This is a genomic window from Pseudomonas sp. NFACC43, from assembly GCF_900119645.1.
Taxonomy (GTDB): Bacteria; Pseudomonadota; Gammaproteobacteria; order Pseudomonadales; family Pseudomonadaceae; genus Aquipseudomonas.
On the sequence record NZ_FPKK01000014.1, the window covers coordinates 38,798 to 59,082 of the forward strand.

The window sequence follows — 20,285 nt, forward strand, 5'->3', positions numbered from 1 at the left end:
GGCCTTGCAGGAAAAGGTGTCCGGATTTGCAGAACCGTGGCGAGGTTGCAGCCTCGCCACGACTGACCGCTATCGCAGGCTTCGAAGGTAAGCCCGCCATCCACCCAGTTCGCTGATGTCCCGCGCGCCTTCCAGGCCATAGGGCTCGCAAATGAACCCGCTTTCCCAACGGCCGTCGGCGAGCTGCACCTTGCCCAGCCCCAGCGGCGCGGGAATACCGGTCAGGAACGAGCCCAGTTCGCTGCTGGGCAACTCCCAGACCTCCACTTCGATCGCCACGCCGCCCTCACTGACGCGCAGCATGCCAGGGCGCAGCGGCGGGCCGCCGGCCAGGGCGTAGAGGCGGTAATCCGGCGAGCTGTGGGTGGCTTCGACCAGGCGGGCGCCGCGTCGCTGGAGCTGCCAGTTCAAGGCCAGCCCATCGAGATGCGCGCCACAGACCACCAGCCGTGCCCGATCATGACGCGCCGGGTTGACAGGAACTGGCAGTGCCGGCATCTGCTGGCGCTGCAAGGCGTCGGCGACGCTCAGCAGGTATTGATCGGTGAAGGCCCGACCGAACAACGTCACGCCCCAGGGCAGACCATTGGCCATGAATGCGCTGGGGACGGCCACGGCGGCGTAGTCCAGCAGGTTCATGAAGTTGGTGTAGTAACCCAGCTCCGAATTGCGCAGTACCGGTTCGGCGGCGAGCTCGGCGAGGGTCACCGGGCGTCCGATGGTGGGGGTGAGTACGCAGTCGAGGCTTTGCAGGGCACGGTCGCATCGGGCCTTGAGTGCTTGCAGGCGATACTGGGCGCGGAAGGTCTGCACGCCATCCACGCCGGGCGCTTTCGCCAGTACTGCGCGGATGACCGGCAGGACCGCATCGGGCTGACGCTCCATCAACTCACCGACCACGCTGTAGCGCTCGGCCACCCAGGGGCCTTCATAAAGCAGGCGCGCAGCTTCGAGGAAGGGCGACAGGTCCAGCTCCACCGCCTCGCCGCCCAGGCGTTCGAGGCGCTCGATGGCCTCCTGAAACAAGCTGGGTCCTTCATCGCAGCCGAAAAACTCCAGGTCCTGCTGGCGCGCAACGCCGAAGCGAAAGCGTTGCGGTACGCCGAAAGCCGAGTTGTCGTTCCATTGCCGATTGCAACGGCTGTATTCGTCCCTCGGGTCGAGACGGGCCGTCAGCGCCAGCAGCTGGCTGGCTTCCCGGGCCGTTGCGGTGAATGTCGTCACGCAGTCCAGCGTACGGCAGGCAGGGATCACGCCTGCCGTGGAAATCAAACCCTTGGTGGCTTTCAACCCCACCAGGTTGTTCAACGCTGCGGGTACTCGGCCGGAGCCCGCAGTGTCGGTGCCCAAGGCGAAGCTGGCGACTCCCAGTGCCACCGCCAGCGGCGATCCGGCGCTGGAGCCACCCGCCGGATAATCGGGCAGGACACTGTTGCGGCAAGCACCATAGGGCGTGCGGGTGCCGTTGAGCCCGGTGGCGAACTGGTCGAGGTTGGTCTTGCCAAGGGGAATCGCGCCCAGCGCCAGCAACTGTTCGACGATGCTCGCTGAACGGTGCGGCACGTAGGCGAACGCCGGGCAGGCGGCGGTGGTGGGAATGCCGGCCAGGTCGATGTTGTCCTTGATGGCGAACGGTACGCCATACAAGGGCAGGTTTTCCAGGTCTTGGCTTTCCAGGGCCGCCAGGTAGGGTTCCAGTTCTTCGGGCGACAACAGGTGGATGAACAGGTGGTAGTCCGAGTTGAGCGCGGCGGCTTTTTCCCGCAGGGCCAGTATCAGTTGGCGAGGCGTCAGTTCGCCGCTGCGGTAGGCGTTACGCAGGTCGTCCAGCTGTAGGGATGGGCTCATGGCATTGATCCTTCGATTGAGTTCAGTCACGTTGCAGCACCACGACGCGCTGTCCGGCACGCACCGCCGAGCCTGGCTGGACATGCACCTGGCGCACCACGCCGGCCACCGGAGCCAGTACCGGGATCTCCATTTTCATCGACTCCAGGATCACCAGCACGTCTCCGGCGGCGACCCGTGCGCCGGCGGCCACCTGGACCTGCCAGAGGTTGCCGGCGATATGGCTGTCGACGCTCACTTGATCCGCGTCCAGCCTTGCGTCTTCAGTGGGCGCGGGCGTCGGTTCCTCGCTGTCGAAGTGGGCCTGGCCGCTGGCGATCCAGCGCTCGCGTTCGGCATTGAACGCGTGTTGTTGCTGCTGGCGAAACGCGGCGATGCTGTCGGCTTCCCGCGCCAGGAAACGCTGGTAGTCGGCCAGGTTGAGCTGGCTGTGTTCGATGGCCAGGTCGAAGCGGTCCAGGGGGAAATCCCGACGGATGCGCAACAGCTCATCGGCACTGACCGGGTAGAAACGGATCTGGTCGAAAAAGCGCAGCAGCCAGGGCTTTCCTTCGAACGCGGCGACATCCCGATAGCGATTCCACATCTGCAACGTGCGGCCGACGAACTGATAGCCGCCAGGCCCTTCCATGCCGTACACGCACAGATAGGCACCGCCGATGCCCACCGAGTTTTCCGCGGTCCACGTGCGGGCCGGGTTGTATTTCGTGGTCACCAGCCGATGGCGCGGGTCCAGCGGGGTAGCGACCGGCGCGCCGAGGTAGACATCGCCCAGCCCCATCACCAGGTAGCTGGCCTCGAACACCGTGCGTTGCACTTCGTCCAGGTTGGGCAGGTCGTTGATCCGGCGGATGAACTCCAGGTTGCTCGGGCACCAGGGTGCGTCCTTGCGCACTGTGGTCATGTATTTTTCAATCGCCAGCTGGCAGGCCGGGTCGTCCCAGGACAGCGGCAGATGGACGATGCGCGACGGCACCTGCAGGTCTTGCGCGGCGCATACCGCATCCCATTCTCCGGCGACGATGGCCAGCAGATCGGCCAGGGGCAATCGCTCGGGCTGGTAGTGCACCTGGAGCGAGCGGATGCCGGGCGTCAGGTCGACCACGCCATCCAGTCGTTTCTGTTCCAGGGCCTGCATCAGGGCATGGGCGCGAAAGCGCAGCACCAGGTCCAGTTCGGGCGCGCCGATTTCCAGCAGCAGGTGGGTATCGCCGGACAATCTTGCCACCAGGTGGGTATCGTCCTGGCCGATATCCAACACCACAGGCGACGCGATCCCCTGTGGGAGCGAGCTTGCTCGCGACAGCGGCGGGACATCCAACATCGAGGGGACTGACAGATCGCTATCGCGAGCAAGCTCGCTTCCACAGCAAGCCCATTTCAGGGCCAGTGAGCGGGCGGTCTTCAGGTCCACCGGCACGAAGCGCACCTGGTCCCCTGCCTTGAGCTGCCCCAGTTGCCAGAGGTCCGCCTCGATCACGGTCACCGGGCAAACGAAGCCGCCCAGGCTCGGTCCGTCGGGGCCGAGGATAACCGGCATGTCGCCGGTAAAATCCACGGCGCCGATGGCGTAGGGGTTGTCGTGGATATTGGAGGGGTGAAGTCCGGCCTCGCCGCCATCGGCGCGTGCCCATTCGGGTTTCGGCCCGATCAGTCGGATGCCGGTTCGGCTGGAGTTGAAATGCACTTCCCATGAGGTATCGAAGAAGGTCTGGATGTAGCGCTCGGTGAAATATTCGGGCGCGCCGTGCGGACCGTAGATCACACGGATCTGCCGCACGGGCGGCAACTCGATGGGCGTTTCGCTGATCGACGGCAACTCGAGGCGCCCGTCCAGCGCAGCCAGGTGCAGTACATCGCCGGTGCACAATGCGCGCCCGGCGTGGCCGCCGAACTGGCCGAGGGTGAACGTACTTTTGCTGCCCAGGTAGTCCGGTACCTGCAGGCCGCCCTGCAGGCACAGATAGCTGCGCGCCCCGGCGCCGCAAAGGGTTCCGATGGCGAGGGTGGAGCCGGCGGCGATGGCCAATGGGGTGTTCATCGGCACGGGTTCATCGTTGAGGCTCAAGGCGATCGTCGCGCCCGTCACGGCAACCCGGGCATCGCAGTTGAAGCGCAGCAGCGGGCCACTCATGGTGATTTCCAGTGCAGCCGCGCCTTCTTCATTCCCCAGCAGGCGATTGCCTAGGCGCAGCGAGCGGCTGTCCATCGGTCCCGATGGCGGCACCCCCACCGCCCAATAGCCGAGGCGACCTGGATAATCCTGGACGCTGGTCAGGGTGCCTGGGCTGAGCACTTCGAACGTGTTGGCGCGATAGACCAGGGTTTCCAGGCAGCGGGTCCAGGGCTGGCCGTTGGCGAAGGGCGCGTCGAGAAGAATCTGTTGCAGGTATTCGCGGTTGGTTTCGACGCCGTACAGCAGGCTGTCTCCCAGCGCCTGGTGCAGGCCCAGGCGCGCCTGTTCACGTGTGGGCGCCCAATGAATGACCTTGGCGATCATCGGGTCGAAGTAGGGCGGGACCTGGCAACCGGCCTCGACCCAGGTGTCGATGCGCAGGCGTTTGCCATCGGTTGGCGGGAATTGCACGGACGTCAGCAAACCGGGGCTTGGCTGGAAATCCCGGCCTGGATCTTCGGCATACAGGCGTGCCTGGATCGCATGCCCCTCGGCTTTCAAGCCCCGGCTCAGTTCGCTCAAGGGCGGCAGCTCGCCGGCGGCCAGTTCCACCATCCAGCGCACCAGGTCCACGCCCCATACTTGCTCGGTGACGCCGTGCTCCACTTGCAGACGGGTATTGACCTCCAGGAAATAAAAGCGCCCCGCGTCACTGTCGAACACGAACTCCACAGTGCCGACGCTGCGGTAGTTCACCGCCCGGGCCAGCTTGATCGCCGCCGCGCAGAGTTCTTCGGCCATTCCCTCGGGCAGGTTGGGCGCCGGGGTTTCTTCGATGACCTTCTGGTTGCGCCGTTGTACCGAGCAGTCGCGCACCCCCAGGGCGAGCACCTGGCCCTGGCCGTCGCCGAACACTTGAACCTCAAGGTGCCGGGCCCGTTCGATGTACTTCTCGATGAACACACCGGCGTCGCTGAAATTGTTCTGCCCGAGGCGCTTGACCGCTTCGAAGGATTCGCTCAACTCGGTGGCGCTGCGGCACACCCGCATGCCGATGCCGCCGCCGCCCGCCGTGCTTTTCAGCATCACCGGATAGCCGACTTGGGCGCCGGCCAGCAGTGCCGCCTCGACACTGTCGAGCAGCTCGGTGCCTTCGAGCAACGGCACGTCGTGCTGTCGGGCCAGGGCGCGAGCGGTGTGCTTGAGGCCGAATACCCGCAGTTGCTCCGGCGTCGGGCCGATGAAGGCAATGCCGGCGGCCTCGCAGGCTTCGGCGAAAGCGGCGTTCTCCGAGAGAAAACCGTAGCCGGGATGAATCGCCGTCGCACCGCTGCTTCGGGCGACTTCCAGGAGTTTGTCCAGCGCCAGGTAGGTGCCGGCCGCGGCGCCGTCGCCCAGGCAATGGGCTTCATCGGCCTGGAGGATGTGCAGGCTGGCGGCGTCGGCTTGGGAGTACACCGCGACGCCCTTGACCTGCATCTGGTGCAAGGTACGCAGGATGCGGCAGGCGATGGCGCCACGGTTGGCGATGAGGATTTTTTCGAACATGGCATTGCCCCCTCAGGCATGGGTGCTGCCTGAACCGGGATGCGGGCCGTCCCGCAGTTGTCGATGGCCTACGGGGTCGTCCCCGTGAGCGAAACCAAAGCCCAGATTCCCCCAGGGGATGGGTGGTGTTTCATAAATATCCTGTTTATTTGATGCACTGCCCCGCACGGCTCTGGCACAGCATGAACAGCCAACGGCGCAGGCGCGCGAATTTCAGTTCCATATCAAAAGCTCCGCAGGCGTGGGGTTGTAGGCGTTGCACGGGTTGTTCAGTTGCGGGCAGTTGGAAATCAGTACGATCACGTCCATTTCCGCCCGCAGGTCGACGTATTTGCCCGGTGCCGAAATGCCATCTTCGAAGCTCAGGCCGCCGTCGGCGGTGACCGGCACGTTCATGAAAAAGTTGATGTTAGGGCCGATGTCGCCCTTGCCCAGACGACCGTCGTGGGCACAGGCCCGCAGATAGTTGTCCCGGCAGCTGTGCATGTAGCGCTTCTCCAGGGCGTAGCGCACGGTGTTGCTTTCCTGGGCACAAGCGCCGCCGAGGGTGTCGTGGCGCCCGCAGGTGTCTTCGATGATGGTCAGCATCGGACGGCCGAGGTTGGAATACAGCACGCTGCCGGTACTCAGGTAGACATTGTTCTGCCGGCGCAGGGTGCGTTGCACGTCATAGCGTTCCTTGGGGTTGGCCAGGCTGTAGAACAGCGTGTCGACTGCCTGGTTGCCTTCCAGGTCGAGAATGCGCAGGGTCTGGCCCGCCTTGACCTCTGTCAGCCAGGGTTCGCCGGCGGGAATCGTGGCGCGATAGAGGGCGGTGTCGGGTTGCTTGTGTGCGGTGCTGATGGCGAATGACATGGCTGCGATCCTCAGGCGAACAGGCGGTCGGTGTTGATGAAGCCGCGCTGGTTTTCCGGGCGCGAATGACGGCAGTGCTCGGCGACGCTGGCATTGGCATTCATCCAGCTGAGCTTGACCGGTTGCGGGGCGTATTGCGGATTCGGGTCCATCGGGTGTTGCAACGCGGTCAGCACCACCAGGGTGTCCATCGGGGCGTACAGCTCGATGAAATCGCCAGCCCTGGAGTTGCCCTCGACGAAATGAAACTGCCCGGCCTCGTCGACATCGACACGGCTGAACAGGTTGAGGGTCATCAGCAGGTCGGACAGGCCCAGCCCCCATTTGCCCAGTTCCACCAGCAGGTTGTCGGTGCCGTTGCGAAAGAAGCCGTTGCGCAGTTCCTGGTACCGACCCTGGCCGTATTTCTCGGCGACTTCCTCGGCGCAGAGCACGCCTCCCAGGCTGTCGCTCCAGCCGCAGGTGTCAGCGGTGATCGCCGCCAGCACCCGACCCATGTCCGAGTACAGGCAATGACCGGCGGTGAGCTTGGCGGTGTGCTGGCACTTGAGGCTGTCCGGCAGGTTCAGGCGTTCGGTTTTCTCGTTGGCATTGAGCAGCGTCATGCTCACGTTGGCCCCGCCGCGCAAATCGGTCAGGCGCAGCAACTGGCCACGCTTGAGCACGAACGAGCGATGGCCGCCGCCGGGCAGCAGTTCTTCGGCGAAGGGTGGAAACAGTTGGATCGAATCGGTCATGTAAAAGCTCCTTTTCAAGCGATACGCAACGCACCGGCCAGGCCGGCGGACGCTGCCTCGACGGCGGCATGGGCAGTGCGTCGATCGCTGTTCAATGGGATGTCGTAGGTGATGCGCGCGCCGTAGGCGCCCGGGGCGTGGGGGTCGACTCGCACCTTGTCGAATACCAGCAGGCGCGTACCGAGGCTGAAACCTTCGGACAGGTCGTGGGTGACCATGAACACGGTCAGGCGGGTCTCGCGCCAAAGCGCCAGCAGCAGGGCATGCATGTCTTTGCGAATGCCGGGGTCGAGGGCGCCGAAGGGTTCATCCAGGAGCAGGACGCGCGGTCGCATGATCAACGCCTGGGCAATCGCCAGCCGTTGCTGCATGCCGCCGGAGAGCTGCGCCGGGTATTTATCCAGGGCCTGGCCGAGGCCGACTTTGTCCAGCAATCGCGCGGCTTCTTCCCGGGCCTGGCGCTTGGCGCTACCGAACAGACGCCCCAGCACCGGCGAGCGTGGCAGCTCCAGGCCCAGGGCCACATTGTCCAGCGCCGTCAGGTGCGGGAATACCGAATAGCGCTGGAACACCACGCCCCGGCTGGCATCCGGCTCGCCCGCCAAGGGCTCGCCATCCAGCAGGATCTGTCCGCGACTGGCCTGTTCCTGGCCCAGCAATAACCTGAGGAAGGTCGATTTGCCGCAACCCGACGCGCCCACCAGGGTGCAGAACTCGCCCTCGGCGACACTCAGGTTCAAGCGTTCGAGCACCACCTGATCGGCATACTGTTGCCAGACATTGTTCACCGTGATGAAGCTCATGCCTTCGCCCCTTCATACCAGGGGAACGCTTGGCGAGTCAGGCGCTTGAGACCCCAGTCCATCAGCCAGGCGAGCAGGGTGATCCACACCACGTATGGCAGGATCACGTCCATTGCCAGGTAACGACGCACGAGGAAAATCCGATAGCCCAGGCCATCGGTGGAGGCGATGGCTTCGGCGGCGATCAGGAACAGCCAGGCCGAACCCAGCATAAGCCGCAGGGAAATCAACAGCCGCGGCAATAGCTGTGGCAGGACCACGCGCAGGATCAGGGTCCAGGTGGACGCACCGAGGGTCTGGGCCTTGATCAGCAGTTCACGGGGAATTTCCCGGGCGCGCTGTTCCAGGTCCCGGGCCAGGCATGGTGTGACGCCGATGACAATGAGCATCACCTTCGACAACTCCCCAAGGCCGAAGACAATGAACAGGATCGGCAGGATGGCCAACGGCGGCACCATCGAGACCACGGTGAGCAAGGGCGACAGCGGCGCGCCCAGCAGTGGCAGCGTGCCGGCGGCGATCCCCAGGCAGAGCCCGGCCAGGGCACTGATGCCCAGGCCGATGGCCAGCCGGCGCAGGCTCGACGCGGTGTCCTGCCAGAGCAGGTAATCGCCGCTGCGAGCATCGGCGGTGAAAGCCAGGCGTTTCACCGCGTCGCTCATCTGTGTCGCGCTGGGGAGCAGCTTGTCGTTGGGGTTGTCCGTCAACCGTTCGGCCGAGCCAGTGAAATAGGCGAACAACACCAGCGCGAAGGGCAGGATCACCAGCAACAAGCGGCTGGGGCGGTCCGGGTAGCGGTTGATCAGGCGCATGCCAGGTCCTCCGGTTACAGCTTGGCGTCGGCGGCCAGCTGTACGTAGGTGGGATCGAAGCGCAGCTTGAGGTTGGCCTTGTCGCCAAGGATCACGCCGTTGGCGAATGCCATGCCGACCGCGTCGGCGTTCTTGGCGCCTTCGCCCAGCAGACCGTGGCGGAACGAGAAGTCCGCCACCTTGCGCTGCGTGTCGGGCAGTTGCCCGCTGGTGGCGAAGCCGAGCGCTTCCTGGGGCGTGGCGAACAGCCTGGTGGTGTCCAGCTGCGCCTGGAAACCCGCCAGGTCGGTGCCCGAGGCTTTCGCCATGTGCTCCAGCGCCGCCTTGCTGGCTGCGTTTTTCGCATTCATCAGCGCCACCACCTCGAACCAGGCGCCGGTCAATGCCTTGCCCAGGGCCGGGTTGTCCTGGAGGGTCTGGGTGTTGACCACCATCATGTCCATGATCTCGCCGGGGATCTGGCTGGAGTTGAACACTTCGCTCACCCCAGGCTGGGCCTTGATGTCCGAGAGCATCGGGTTCCAGGTAGTGATGGCCTTGACCTGCTCGGTGTTGAACGCGGCGGAGATGTCGGCGTCGGAGGTGTTGACGACCTTCAGGTCTTTTTCGGTCAGGCCAACCGAGTCCAGGGCCCGGGCCAACAGGTAGTGCGAGACCGACAGCTCCACCAGGTTCACGTCCATGCCCTTGAGGTCCGTCACTTTCTTGCCTTCGCCCTTGATGACGACGCCGTCGTTGCCGTTGGAGAAGTCACTGACGATCAGGGCGGTGCTGTCCACGCCACCGGCCGCGGGAATGGTCAGGGCATCCATGTTCGTCATGGTGCAGCCATCGAACTGACCGGCGGTGTACTGGTTGATGGATTCGACGTAGTCGTTGAGCTGCACGACATCGATCTTGATGCCGTACTTCTTCGCCCATTTGTCGACGATGCCCTGGCTACCGGCATATTCCCAAGGCATCCAGCCGGCATAGATGGTCCAGCAAACGCTGAAGTGGTCTTTCTGCGCGGCGGTGGACGAAAGGCTGGCGAGGGCCGCGAAGGCGGCGAGAAGCAGAGAGGACAGACGAAGCTTGAACATGGGGGTTCTCCAGTTGATCAAGGGCGGACAGGAGCAACGCGGCACCGTGAACGGTGGCTTGTCTCCCGGGCTTTTTTCCCGCCGTGTAACCTCAACTGGAGGTCGCCAACTCTCGGACCAGCCACTCGCCAGAGGCGAGCCGGAACCCTAGTCAGCCATTGCAAATTGTGGTGCCGCGAACCTGTGATGACTCCTGCACGGTGATTGTTTAAGCGAGAGCCGTGCCAAGTCGGCAAAAGGCCCGAGCCAGAGAGATCGGACTTGGAAAGATGCTGTGAAGCGCTTGATGAGTGCTTGGTTGTGGTGCCGGGGCGCACCGCAATGAGGCAAAAAGCTACATGTTTCGAGTTGTTGCGGCGTCGCACCAGATTCCGATTTCACTGTCTGATTTATCGTCAGTCACCCAATAGTTGACTGCCGCCCATCAGCGTCGCTGATGCGGCCCATTCGCGGTCCAGGAGGCCGCCATGTATCGACGACTGCTGCTCACTGCGTTTCTCGGATTGACTCTCTCGGCCTGCGCGCCTTACTACGACGCAGACTCCAGCTATTACCGCTCCGAGGTCTACACCTCACCGGCGCCGGCTTATTACAGCGGCGGAAGTTATTACTATTCGGCTCCGCGTGGCTACTACGCCCCGCGGTATTACCAACCGGCGCCACGCTACTATTCGGCACCGCGCTACTATCAACACGGCCCTCGCTATTATTCGCCACCGCGGGCGGCCTATCGGCCTTATCCGCATCGGGGCGGCTGGGATGGCCGCGATCGGGGCGGTTGGGATGACAACCGTCGTCACCGAGACGGACGTGATCATCGAGGACGGCGCGATCATGATGGACGAGGCTACCATCGCTGATCGGCAGACCATGAAAAGCGGCGCATCGAGCGCCGCTTTTTTTGTGCCTGGCAGAAACCATTCTATTCGTTGGGCAAGTCCGCCAACGGGTGTCGGCCTTCCCAGGCCTTGTGGAAATGTGCCTCCACCGCGGCCTCGGGTACGTGGTTGATGTCCGGCCAGTGCCAGCGGGGCTTGTGGTCCTTGTCGATCAGCCGCGCACGCACGCCCTCGCTGAATTCCGGATGCCGGCAGCAATTGAGGCTCATGGTGTATTCCATGCGGAACACACCGGCCAGGGACAGATGCCGGGCCCGGGCGATCTGCTCCCATACCAGGCAGGCGGTCAGGGGTGAGCCTTCGGTCATGGTCCGGGCGGCCCGGGCAATCAATGGGTCCTGGTCTTCCACCAGCAGGCTCAAGGCTTTCCAGGCACAACGCACGTCGCTGACATCCAGCCATTCGTCGATTTTCTGCCGACGCGGCAGCCATTGGGCTTCGGGTAGTCGATCGATGGCCTCTTGCTGCAGGGCCTTGAGCAGGCTGTTGAGCTGCATGTCGGTCTGTTCCTGCCAGTTGAGCTGCAAGAGGCCTTCGATCAGGTCGTCCTGTTGTTCGTCGAGCAGGAAACGGTCGGCCAGGCCCAGGTCGATGGCGTCCCTGGCATTCATGTGGGCGCCGGTCAGGCCGAGGAACAGGCCAAGCTTGCCCGGCAGGCGAGACAGGAACCAACTGGCGCCGACGTCCGGGTACAGGCCGATGCTGATTTCCGGCATGGCCAGGCGACTGCTGGGCGTGACGATCCGCGTGCTTGCACCTTGCAGCAGGCCCATCCCGCCACCGAGTACATAGCCGTGGCCCCAGCAGATCAAGGGTTTGGGATAGGTATGCAGGTTGAAGTCCAGTCGGTATTCAGCCGCGAAAAACTGTGCTGCCAATGGCGGTACTTCACCAGGGTGGGCACGGCAGGCTTCCACCAGGCTGCGTACTTCACCTCCGGCACAGAATGCCTTGGCGCCGTTGCCACGCAGCAATACACAAACCACTTGCGGTTCCCTGGCCCAGGCATCGAGACGATCACGCAGGGCGTTGATCATGGGCAGGGACAAGGCGTTCAGGGATTTTTCGGCATCCAGGGTGGCGATGCCGATACGGGCGCCGTCGATGCCAATGAGCTCTTCGAAGTGCAGGTTCATCGTGACCTCGATCAGAAATTTGAATGATCAGTATGACTGCTGCGTGGGAAAATGCCGGATCAAACGCCGAAGCCATGTCGGATCAATTGACAAGCCTTGTGGGCTTTCCTAGGGTGCGCCCATTGTTTTTATCGGGTGCAATCATGACTGCCGACGACCGTATCAAACTCGAGCCGAGCTGGAAGCAGGCACTGCGTGCCGAGTTCGACCAACCCTACATGGCGCAGTTGCGCGAATTCCTGCGCCAGGAATACGCAGCCGGCAAGCAGATCTATCCACCGGCTTCGCTGATTTTCAATGCCCTCAATTCCACGCCCCTGGACAAGGTCAAGGTGGTGATCCTCGGCCAGGACCCGTATCACGGCCCGGGCCAGGCCCATGGCCTGTGTTTTTCGGTACAGCCGGGCGTGCCGGCGCCGCCATCGCTGGTGAACATCTTCAAGGAATTGAAACGCGACCTGAACATCGATATCCCCAACCATGGCTACCTGCAAAGCTGGGCCGATCAGGGGGTGTTGCTGCTCAACACCACCATGACCGTGGAACGTGCCAACGCCAACTCCCACGCGGGCAAGGGCTGGCAACATTTTACTGATCGGGTCATCGAGGTGGTCAGCGAGCATCAGCCGCATCTGGTCTTCCTGCTATGGGGCGCTCATGCGCAGAGCAAGCAGAAGCTGATCGACGCCACCAAGCACCTGGTGCTGACTTCGGTCCATCCATCGCCGTTGTCGGCTTACCGGGGTTTCCTGGGGTGCGGGCATTTCAGCCGGGCCAACAAGTTCCTCGAACAGCATGGTGATACGCCGATCGATTGGCGATTGCCGCCGCTTTGATGCGCAACCCCATCGCGAGCAGGCCCGCTCTCACCTGTGCGGCTTGTGAGAGCGAGCCTGCTCGCGATGGGGGCAAACGGTCATCAACTTGAGGCCGGCTTGCGCATCCAGTACCTGAACAACGGTTCCGCCAGGAACAGCACGAACAACAAACGCATCACCTGCAATGCCGTCACCAGCGGCACCGACAGCTGCAGGGTCTCTGCCGTCAGGCTCATCTCCGCGATACCGCCGGGCATCATGCCCAGTGTCAGCGAGCGCAGGTCCAGATGCGTCAACGTGCTCAGGCCCAGGGCCGCCAGGGTGGCGATCAGCATCGTCAACACGGTGCCCACCAGCGTGCGTCCCATGAAGGATGGCGCCCGGCGGAAAAACTGCCGGTTGAAGTGGCAGCCCAGGCCACTGCCGATCAGCCATTGGCCGATCTGGCTGCCGCCATGGGGCAGGCTGATGTGCAGGTCCCAGGCGACACTCACCACCGCGCTCACCAGCAGAGGGCCGAACAACCATGGGTTGGGTTGACGCAGGCGCTCCCAGATCCAGGCGAGCAGGGCGCCGGCGGGGAACAGGATGGCCAGCCACAGCCAGTCCACGGTGGTGGCGTGCTGCACCGGGGCGCCTTGGCCCAGCAAATACTTGAACGCGGCCGGTACGCACAGCACCACCACCAGAACCCGCAGGCTCTGGCCCGCAGCGACACGACTCAGGTCCGCGCCATTGCGCGCGCCGAGGTTGACCATCTCGCCGGAGCCGCCCGGCATGCTGGAAAAAAAGGCGGTGGCGCGGTCTTCGCCGGTGCGGCGCATCAGCCAGACACTCACCACGCTGGACACGCTGGTGATCAGCGCGCCGAAAAAAATCAGGCCGAAATGACTCAGGACCTGTTCCATCACCACCGGCGTGAAGTGCAGGCCGATGCCGATGCCCACCACCCATTGGCCGCATTTGCGGCCGCCGGGAATTTCCGCCAATTGCCATGGGGTCAGGCAACGCACCAGGATGATCGCCAGCAACGAACCGACCATCCACGGCAGGGGCCAGCCGATCAGGCTGGCCAGGTAACCGCCGGCCAGGCCGACCAGCGGTGTTCCCCACCATTGTCTGAAAGTCGCTTCAGACATTGGCCAGGGCGCGACGTTGTGCGGCGCGACGGCGCCAGATCCGTAGCAGTGGCATGAACAGCATGATAGCCGTCAGTACCCAGCAGCCGAAGGCGATCGGGCTCGACCAGAGGATTTCCAGCCCGCCGTTGGAGATCGACAACGCACGACGCAGGTTCTGTTCCATCAGGCCGCCGAGGATGAAGCCCAGCAGCACTGGCGACAGTGGGAAGTCCAGCTTGCGCAGGATGTAGCCGAAGATGCCGATGCCAATCATCAGGAACAGGTCGAACGTGGTGGCGTGCACCGCGTAGACGCCGATGCCGGTGATGATTGCGATCACCGGTACCAGGGCCCAGTTCGGCACGGCCAGGATGCGGGTGAAGACACGGATCATCGGGATGTTGAGGATCACCAGCATGATGTTGGCGATGAACAGCGACGCGATCAGGCCCCAGACAATGTCCGGCTGCTGCTGGAACAACAGTGGACCCGGGGTGATGTTGTACAGCGACAACGCGCCGATCATCACTGCCGTGGTACCCGAACCAGGCACGCCAAGGGTCAGCATCGGCACCAGTGCACCGCAGGCGGCACCGCCGATGGCCGTTTCCGGGGCGGCGAGACCGCGCTTGTCTCCTTGGCCGAACGTACCACTGGCGCCAGCGATGCGTTTTTCAGTCATGTAGGCCACGGCGCTGGCCAGGGTTGCACCGGCTCCTGGCAGCACGCCCATGATGAAGCCGAGCACGCCGCAACGCAGGTTCACGATGAAGACCGATGCCGCTTCCTTGAAGTTGAACATCATCCGCCCGGTGGCTTTCACCGCTTCCTGGCCGTGATGAGTCTTTTCCAGCATCAACAGGATTTCACTGATGGAGAACAGGCCCAGGACCAGTACGACGAACTGAATGCCGTCGGCCAGATGAACGTTGTCACCGGTGAAACGGTACACACCACTGTTGGCATCGATCCCGACTGCCGACAGGAACAGGCCGATCAACGCTGCAATGAACGTCTTGAGCGGCCGGTCGCCCGCCATGCCTCCGAGGCAGACAATGGCGAAGACCATCAGGACAAAATATTCCGCCGGTCCGAAGGCAATCGCCCATTTGGCCAGCAAGGGCGCAAAGAGCACCATGCCGCAGGTGGCGATGAAGGCGCCGATGAACGAACTCCATGCCGACAGGGACAATGCCACCCCGGCCAGGCCCTGGCGTGCCATCGGATAGCCGTCGAGGGTAGTCATCACGGTGGACGCTTCACCGGGAATATTGAGCAGGATCGAGCTGATGCGCCCGCCGTATTCGCAACCCAGATACACCGCGGCCAGCAGGATCAGTGCCGATTCAGGCGGCAGGCCCAGGGCGAAGGCGATGGGGATCAGCAGCGCCACGCCATTGATCGGGCCCAGGCCCGGCAACAGGCCAACCACGGTGCCGATCAGGGTACCGGTCAGTGCGGTGACGAGGTTATAGGGCGTCATGGCAACGCCGAAACCCTGGCCAAGATAATTCAGGGTATCCATATCAGTTCTCCAGGACGTCGAGCAGGCCCAGGGGCAGGGGAACGTCCATCAACTTGTCGAACAATAGATAAAGACCAATGGCCATCAGGCTGATGATCACCACGCTCGGGATCCAGCGACCGCCATACAGGCGGGCCATTGGTACGCCGGTCAGGACACTGGCGAGGATGAAGCCCAGGGGCTCGAAAGTGCCGGCGAATATCAGCAGCAGCGCCACGCAGATGCCGATCTTCTTCAGGGTTTCACGGTCCAGCTGCCGGTCTTCATCGCTGTGCACGATGGGGGCCGGACGGAACACCATGTACAGCAATGCCGCGCCCATCAGCCCCAGCATCAGCAGGGGAAAGGCGCGCGGGCCGACAGGCTCGTAGGAAAACGCTGCCTGATACGGCCAGGCCATCAGCGCGAGGCCGATGCAGACCAGCAGTAGCACCGCAGCAAAAATTCGTTGGATGGTGAGCATGACTAACTCCTGAGCGGCGCCGGTGATGCCGGCGCCGCCACGTGAACAGAGACGGTTACTGGATCAGGCCGAACTCTTTGGCCAGCACCTTGTAATCAGCCACTTGTTTCTTCACGTAGGTGTCCAGCTCCGGACCGGTCATGGCAAACGGGAACAGCTCGCGCTGGTCACGCAGCTTGGCGAACTCTTGCGAAGCCAGCAGCTTGTCGAACGCCTCTTTCCACCAGGCGTAGTCTTCGTCGCTGACCTTTGGCCCGAGGTAGAAGCCGCGAACCACTGGCCAGACGATGTCGTAGCCCTGTTCGCGAGCGGTGGGGATTTCCTTCATTTCTGGCTCATCGATGCGCTTCTCGGCGAACACCGCCAGCAGACGCATGTCACCGCTCTGGATGTGCGGCATGGAGTCGGAAATGTCGGTACTGCCGACCTGGATGTGTCCGCCCAGCAGGGCCGTGGCGATCTCGCCGCCGCCTTCGAGTGCCACGTAGCGCAGGTCGCGAGGGTTGATGCCGGCGGCCTTGGCGATCAGGGCCGTCTGCATCCAGTCCTGGCTGCCCACGGTGCCGCCGGAACCGATGACCACCGAGCCCGGATCTTTCTTCAGGGCCTGGACCAGATCGTCCAGGGTCTTGTAGGGCGAATCGCTTTTCACCGCGATGGCGCCATAGCTGGTGCCGACAGCGGCCAGCCAGCGCACGGCGCTTTCATCGAAGCGACCGAATTTGCCCTGGGCCAGGTTCAGCAGCGAACCGCTGGACCAGGCCACCAGCGTACCGGCATCGGCGGGGCGCTGGGCGACTACTGCGTTGTAGGCCACCGCGCCAACACCGCCCGGCATGTAGGTGACGCGCATCGGCTTGGTCAGCAATTTCTCATTGACCAGCGCACTCTGCGCCAGCTTGCAGGTCAGGTCGAAGCCACCGCCAGGGGAGGCCGGGGCGATGCATTCGGGGCGCTTGGGTTCGGCGAGCAGTTGCCCGGCGAATACCAGGCAACCGGCGGCGAGAGCGATTTTACGCAGTGATGGGCTCATTACGGTCTCCACAGGAGTTGTTGTTGTGTGTGCAAATCTGGCGTTGCCGGATCCGGAGCGGAGCCGGTCAGCGGGTTCGTTACATGCAGTCGTTCATGACGCTCGGCCTTGCCATCCCCGATCCATCGAAGTCATGGGACATGGTGAGTTGGCCATAGATGTACGCCGGCTTCGGCAGAGTCATGGACTCGACGCCGGCCAGGGCAATCGGATTGGAACGGGAAGGGCGGGCAGGCACTGGGGCCTGGAGCTGCATGGAGAGCATGGTGAATACTCCGCTTTATTGTTCTTATTCGGGCGAAAACGCTTCGAGGCGTTTTTCGTTCATCGTGTTGGCTGCGGACAGCCGAAACTATCCTTGCAAGACTCTATCGGCCCAACCTTTCGCTAACCTTTCAAAAGCTTTCAAGATGTTTTTTGGCTTCACAGCACCGGATGCGGCTGTAAACTCCGCGCCAGTGAATGGCGCCGACTGTCCCTGAATCGAGGAAATACCCATGCGTGTTCTGCTCGTCGAAGACCATCTGCAGCTCGCCGAAAGCGTGGCCCAGGCGCTCAAGAGCACCGGTCTGACCGTGGATGTGCTGCACGACGGGGTAGCCGCCGACCTGGCGTTGAGCAGCGAGGAATACGCCGTGGCCATCCTGGACGTAGGGCTGCCGCGCATGGACGGCTTTGAAGTGCTGGCGCGCCTGCGGGCCAGGGGCAAGACCCTGCCGGTATTGATGCTGACCGCTCGCAGCGATGTGAAGGACCGGGTCCATGGCCTGAACCTGGGCGCCGACGATTACCTGGCCAAGCCGTTCGAACTCACCGAACTCGAAGCACGGGTCAAGGCCCTGTTGCGCCGTAGCGTATTGGGTGGCGAACGCCAGCAGCGTTGCGGGGCATTGGTCTATGACCTGGATACCCGCCGCTTCACCCTCGACGAGGAACTGCTGACCCTCACCTCCCGCGAGCAAGCGGTGCTGGAGGCCTTGATCGCTCGGCCGGGGCGGGTGATGAGCAAGGAGCAACTGGCGGCCCAGGTGTTCGGCCTGGATGAAGAAGCCAGCCCCGATGCCATCGAAATCTACATCCATCGCCTGCGCAAGAAGCTCGATGGGCATGCCGTGGCAATCGTGACCTTCAGAGGCCTGGGCTACCTGCTGGAAACCCGCGATGCATAAGCCTGACAGCCTGCGCTGGCGGCTACTGCGTAACCTGGCGTTGCTGTTGGTGGTGCTGATGCTGGCCAGCGGCCTGAGCGCCTACTGGAACGGCCGCGAAGCGGCGGATACCGCCTATGACCGGACCCTCTTGGCCTCGGCCCGGACCATCGCTGCCGGCCTGTCCCAGCGTGACGGCAGTCTAAGCGCCGATGTGCCTTATGTGGCCCTGGACACCTTCGCCTACGACAGCGCGGGACGCATCTACTATCAGGTCAACGACATCAACCAGAAGCTGATTTCCGGCTACGAAAATCTTCCAGGCCCGCCACCCGGTACGCCCCGCACGGACGATTACCCGGCCCTGGCACGCTTTTACAACGCCAACTATCAGGGTCAGACCGTGCGAGTGGTGAGCCTGCTCAAGGCCGTGAGTGAGCCGAACATGAACGGCATGGCGGAGATCCGCGTGGCGGAGACCGAAGAAGCTCGGGTCAGGATGGCTCGCAGCCTGATGGCCGATACGCTGTTGCGCCTGGGCATGCTGGCCGTGGGCGCGTTGTTGCTGGTGTGGTTTGCGGTCAGCGCCGCGTTGCGCCCGCTGGAGCGCTTGCGCACGGCGGTGGAGGAGCGTCAGTCGGACGACCTGCGCCCGTTGCCCCTGGTGGAGGTGCAGCACGAATTATGGCCATTGGTGAGGGCTCTGAACCATTTCACCGAGCGCCTGCGCGGGCAATTCGAGCGGCAGGCGCAGTTCATCGCCGATGCCGCTCATGAGCTGCGAACGCCCCTGGCTGCGCTCAAGGCACGGCTTGAGCTGGGCTTGCGTGCCAATGAGCCGGCGACCTGGAGGGAAACCCTGGAAACCGCGGCCCAGGGCACCGACCGCCTGACTCACCTGGCCAACCAGTTGCTGTCCCTGGCCCGGGTGGAGAACGGTGCCCGGGCCATTGCCGAAGGTGGCGCGCAGCTGTTGGATCTCAGTCAGTTGGCCCGGGAACTGGGCATGGCCATGGCGCCGTTGGCTCATGCCCGTGGCGTGGCCTTGGCCCTGGAGGCGGACGAGCCGGTGTGGCTGCGGGGTGAACCGACGTTGTTGAACGAGCTGTTGAGCAATCTTGTGGATAACGCCCTGGCCCATACACCGTCGGGCGGCAATGTGATCCTGCGGGTCACTGCGCCAGCGGTGCTGGAGGTCGAGGATGACGGTCCCGGTATTCCGCTGCACGAGCGCGATCGTGTCTTCGAGCGCTTCTATCGACGCAACCAGCAAGTCGCCGGTTCCGGCCTGGGGTTGGCGATCGTCGGGGAAATCTGCCGTGCCCACCTGGCCCAGATCAGCCTGCACGACGGACAGGAAGGCGGGTTGAAGGTGCGGGTGAGCTTTATCCCGGGCTCGGATTGACGAAAGGCAGATACTGTGGCGGCGAAGGAATATATGCCCTCGCCACAGGCGGCTTGAAGTCAGTTGGAGGGGGGCATGGGCTCGATCAGTAGAACATCGATCGCGCTTCTTCGATGTCCGCGCAACGGTCCTTGTTGTCCGGGTCGATGCCCAGCTTCTTGAAGGCCGGGACCCTGAACACATCGATCCTGCCGAGGGGATGGTCGGTGTCCTTGTAGCAGTACAGCGCCGCGACCTGTACCAGGTCGACATAATCGAGCTGCTTCGACTCTCGGCTGAAATCCAGGTACAGGCCTGGCAGCTTCACCAATCGCTCCGGGAACTCCCAGACGCTGAGCAGCTTGTCACCCAGCACCGGGTGGATCGTGTCGATCACATGACTGAGGCTGATGGGGTCCGACAGCAATTCGTTATGGTCTTCGGCATAGGTCAGGATCGGCAGTACGCCGATCTGGTGCACCAGGCCACCCAGCGCGGCCTGGTCGGGCTTGAGTTGCGTGTAGCCACGGCACAGCGCATAGCTGATGCCGGCGATCTCCAGGCTTTTGCGCCAGACCTCGCGCATCTTCTGTTCCACCACCTCGGAGCGGGCGTGGAAGATCTGCTCCATGACCAGGCCTATGGCCAGGTTGCTGCTGTAGTTGACGCCCAGGCGGGTGATGGCAGTGTGCAGGTCGGTGACTTCCTGGGTGGCGCGCAGCAGCGGGCTGTTGACCACTTTTATCAGGCGCGCCGAAAGCGCCGTATCGCGGCCGATGACCTTGCTCAGGTTGCTGACGCTGATCTCCGGGTCTTCCGCGGCCCGGCGAATCTGCAGGGCCACTTCCGGTAATGTCGGCAGAACCAGGTCATCGTTATCGATGGCCTCCACCAAATCCCGCAGGACCTTATCCGCCAAATCGCTCATTTCGGTTCTCTAGGGTGTTGCGACAAATG

Annotated in this window: 18 protein-coding genes and 1 riboswitch; of the genes, 4 read left to right on the top strand and 14 right to left on the bottom strand. The window is 63.3% G+C overall.

Going from position 1 to position 20,285, the window contains the following annotated elements; genetic code table 11:
- Positions 1-69 precede the first annotated feature (69 nt).
- The 7 genes from atzF to BT179_RS21465 all read right to left on the bottom strand — a co-directional run bounded on the left by atzF (position 70) and on the right by BT179_RS21465 (position 9,801).
- Positions 70-1,848, bottom strand: coding sequence for an allophanate hydrolase (gene atzF / locus BT179_RS21435; protein ID WP_072431912.1), 1,779 nt, complete (start codon positions 1,846-1,848; stop codon positions 70-72).
- A 22-nt stretch (positions 1,849-1,870) separates the two neighbouring features.
- Positions 1,871-5,512, bottom strand: coding sequence for an urea carboxylase (gene uca / locus BT179_RS21440; RefSeq protein WP_072431913.1), 3,642 nt, complete (start codon positions 5,510-5,512; stop codon positions 1,871-1,873).
- A 213-nt stretch (positions 5,513-5,725) separates the two neighbouring features.
- Positions 5,726-6,367: an urea amidolyase associated protein UAAP2 gene (locus tag BT179_RS21445; protein ID WP_072431914.1), complete on the bottom strand. Its 642-nt coding sequence runs from the start codon at positions 6,365-6,367 to the stop codon at positions 5,726-5,728.
- Between the two features lie 11 nt (positions 6,368-6,378).
- On the bottom strand, positions 6,379-7,104 hold the full coding sequence (locus BT179_RS21450) for an urea amidolyase associated protein UAAP1 (protein WP_072398671.1): 726 nt from the start codon (positions 7,102-7,104) through the stop codon (positions 6,379-6,381).
- A 14-nt stretch (positions 7,105-7,118) separates the two neighbouring features.
- Positions 7,119-7,907 carry an ABC transporter ATP-binding protein gene (locus BT179_RS21455; protein WP_072398672.1) on the bottom strand — a complete coding sequence of 263 codons (789 nt, stop codon included), beginning with the start codon at positions 7,905-7,907 and terminating at the stop codon, positions 7,119-7,121.
- Positions 7,904-8,719, bottom strand: a complete 816-nt coding sequence (locus BT179_RS21460; protein WP_072398673.1) for an ABC transporter permease — start codon at positions 8,717-8,719, stop codon at positions 7,904-7,906. The genes BT179_RS21455 and BT179_RS21460 overlap by 4 nt, the downstream gene beginning before the upstream one ends.
- A 14-nt stretch (positions 8,720-8,733) precedes the next feature.
- Positions 8,734-9,801 (bottom strand): putative urea ABC transporter substrate-binding protein, encoded by a 1,068-nt coding sequence (locus tag BT179_RS21465; protein WP_072431915.1) that lies wholly within the window; start codon positions 9,799-9,801, stop codon positions 8,734-8,736.
- Positions 9,802-9,861: 60 nt separating this feature from the next.
- A riboswitch (guanidine-I (ykkC/yxkD leader) is annotated at positions 9,862-9,963 on the bottom strand.
- A gap of 305 nt (positions 9,964-10,268) precedes the next feature.
- Here BT179_RS21465 and BT179_RS21470 point away from each other — a divergent pair.
- Positions 10,269-10,661 carry a hypothetical protein gene (locus BT179_RS21470; protein WP_072398675.1) on the top strand — a complete coding sequence of 131 codons (393 nt, stop codon included), beginning with the start codon at positions 10,269-10,271 and terminating at the stop codon, positions 10,659-10,661.
- A 62-nt stretch (positions 10,662-10,723) separates the two neighbouring features.
- Here the strand turns inward: BT179_RS21470 and BT179_RS21475 are convergent, their stop codons facing one another.
- Positions 10,724-11,836, bottom strand: a complete 1,113-nt coding sequence (locus BT179_RS21475; protein WP_072431916.1) for an enoyl-CoA hydratase/isomerase family protein — start codon at positions 11,834-11,836, stop codon at positions 10,724-10,726.
- A gap of 140 nt (positions 11,837-11,976) precedes the next feature.
- Here BT179_RS21475 and ung point away from each other — a divergent pair, with 140 nt between their 5' ends.
- Positions 11,977-12,672 (top strand): uracil-DNA glycosylase, encoded by a 696-nt coding sequence (gene ung, locus BT179_RS21480; protein WP_165887909.1) that lies wholly within the window; start codon positions 11,977-11,979, stop codon positions 12,670-12,672.
- 83 nt (positions 12,673-12,755) lie between these two features.
- Here the strand turns inward: ung and BT179_RS21485 are convergent, their stop codons facing one another.
- The 5 genes from BT179_RS21485 to BT179_RS21505 all read right to left on the bottom strand — a co-directional run bounded on the left by BT179_RS21485 (position 12,756) and on the right by BT179_RS21505 (position 17,061).
- On the bottom strand, positions 12,756-13,793 hold the full coding sequence (locus BT179_RS21485; RefSeq protein WP_072431918.1) for an AbrB family transcriptional regulator: 1,038 nt from the start codon (positions 13,791-13,793) through the stop codon (positions 12,756-12,758).
- The gene (locus tag BT179_RS21490) at positions 13,786-15,300 is read right to left on the bottom strand and encodes a tripartite tricarboxylate transporter permease (RefSeq protein WP_072398679.1); all 1,515 of its coding nucleotides are present in this window, start codon (positions 15,298-15,300) and stop codon (positions 13,786-13,788) included. The genes BT179_RS21485 and BT179_RS21490 overlap by 8 nt, the downstream gene beginning before the upstream one ends.
- A gap of 1 nt (position 15,301) precedes the next feature.
- Positions 15,302-15,763: a tripartite tricarboxylate transporter TctB family protein gene (locus tag BT179_RS21495; RefSeq protein WP_072398680.1), complete on the bottom strand. Its 462-nt coding sequence runs from the start codon at positions 15,761-15,763 to the stop codon at positions 15,302-15,304.
- A 55-nt stretch (positions 15,764-15,818) separates the two neighbouring features.
- Positions 15,819-16,796 carry a Bug family tripartite tricarboxylate transporter substrate binding protein gene (locus BT179_RS21500; protein WP_072398681.1) on the bottom strand — a complete coding sequence of 326 codons (978 nt, stop codon included), beginning with the start codon at positions 16,794-16,796 and terminating at the stop codon, positions 15,819-15,821.
- 79 nt (positions 16,797-16,875) lie between these two features.
- Positions 16,876-17,061 (bottom strand): hypothetical protein, encoded by a 186-nt coding sequence (locus tag BT179_RS21505; RefSeq protein ID WP_072431919.1) that lies wholly within the window; start codon positions 17,059-17,061, stop codon positions 16,876-16,878.
- A gap of 232 nt (positions 17,062-17,293) precedes the next feature.
- Here BT179_RS21505 and BT179_RS21510 point away from each other — a divergent pair, with 232 nt between their 5' ends.
- Positions 17,294-17,965, top strand: coding sequence for a response regulator (locus BT179_RS21510; RefSeq protein WP_072398683.1), 672 nt, complete (start codon positions 17,294-17,296; stop codon positions 17,963-17,965).
- Positions 17,958-19,349, top strand: a complete 1,392-nt coding sequence (locus BT179_RS21515; protein ID WP_072398684.1) for a sensor histidine kinase — start codon at positions 17,958-17,960, stop codon at positions 19,347-19,349. Before BT179_RS21510 ends, BT179_RS21515 begins: the two co-directional genes overlap by 8 nt.
- 85 nt (positions 19,350-19,434) lie before the next feature.
- Here the strand turns inward: BT179_RS21515 and BT179_RS21520 are convergent, their stop codons facing one another.
- Positions 19,435-20,256, bottom strand: a complete 822-nt coding sequence (locus BT179_RS21520; protein ID WP_072398685.1) for an HDOD domain-containing protein — start codon at positions 20,254-20,256, stop codon at positions 19,435-19,437.
- Between the last annotated feature and the right edge of the window lie 29 nt (positions 20,257-20,285).

What these genes read in the sequence shown, in the direction of transcription:
- BT179_RS21500 (WP_072398681.1), bottom strand. Translation starts at nt 16,796, where the DNA reads ATGAGCCCATCACTGCGTAAAATCGCTCTCGCCGCCGGTTGCCTGGTA.
- BT179_RS21460 (WP_072398673.1), bottom strand. Translation starts at nt 8,719, where the DNA reads ATGCGCCTGATCAACCGCTACCCGGACCGCCCCAGCCGCTTGTTGCTG.
- BT179_RS21495 (WP_072398680.1), bottom strand. Translation starts at nt 15,763, where the DNA reads ATGCTCACCATCCAACGAATTTTTGCTGCGGTGCTACTGCTGGTCTGC.
- BT179_RS21510 (WP_072398683.1), top strand. Translation starts at nt 17,294, where the DNA reads ATGCGTGTTCTGCTCGTCGAAGACCATCTGCAGCTCGCCGAAAGCGTG.
- BT179_RS21520 (WP_072398685.1), bottom strand. Translation starts at nt 20,256, where the DNA reads ATGAGCGATTTGGCGGATAAGGTCCTGCGGGATTTGGTGGAGGCCATC.
- BT179_RS21485 (WP_072431918.1), bottom strand. Translation starts at nt 13,793, where the DNA reads ATGTCTGAAGCGACTTTCAGACAATGGTGGGGAACACCGCTGGTCGGC.
- BT179_RS21515 (WP_072398684.1), top strand. Translation starts at nt 17,958, where the DNA reads ATGCATAAGCCTGACAGCCTGCGCTGGCGGCTACTGCGTAACCTGGCG.
- BT179_RS21475 (WP_072431916.1), bottom strand. Translation starts at nt 11,836, where the DNA reads ATGAACCTGCACTTCGAAGAGCTCATTGGCATCGACGGCGCCCGTATC.
- BT179_RS21455 (WP_072398672.1), bottom strand. Translation starts at nt 7,907, where the DNA reads ATGAGCTTCATCACGGTGAACAATGTCTGGCAACAGTATGCCGATCAG.
- BT179_RS21445 (WP_072431914.1), bottom strand. Translation starts at nt 6,367, where the DNA reads ATGTCATTCGCCATCAGCACCGCACACAAGCAACCCGACACCGCCCTC.
- BT179_RS21505 (WP_072431919.1), bottom strand. Translation starts at nt 17,061, where the DNA reads ATGCTCTCCATGCAGCTCCAGGCCCCAGTGCCTGCCCGCCCTTCCCGT.
- BT179_RS21490 (WP_072398679.1), bottom strand. Translation starts at nt 15,300, where the DNA reads ATGGATACCCTGAATTATCTTGGCCAGGGTTTCGGCGTTGCCATGACG.
- uca (WP_072431913.1), bottom strand. Translation starts at nt 5,512, where the DNA reads ATGTTCGAAAAAATCCTCATCGCCAACCGTGGCGCCATCGCCTGCCGC.
- BT179_RS21465 (WP_072431915.1), bottom strand. Translation starts at nt 9,801, where the DNA reads ATGTTCAAGCTTCGTCTGTCCTCTCTGCTTCTCGCCGCCTTCGCGGCC.
- atzF (WP_072431912.1), bottom strand. Translation starts at nt 1,848, where the DNA reads ATGAGCCCATCCCTACAGCTGGACGACCTGCGTAACGCCTACCGCAGC.
- BT179_RS21450 (WP_072398671.1), bottom strand. Translation starts at nt 7,104, where the DNA reads ATGACCGATTCGATCCAACTGTTTCCACCCTTCGCCGAAGAACTGCTG.
- BT179_RS21470 (WP_072398675.1), top strand. Translation starts at nt 10,269, where the DNA reads ATGTATCGACGACTGCTGCTCACTGCGTTTCTCGGATTGACTCTCTCG.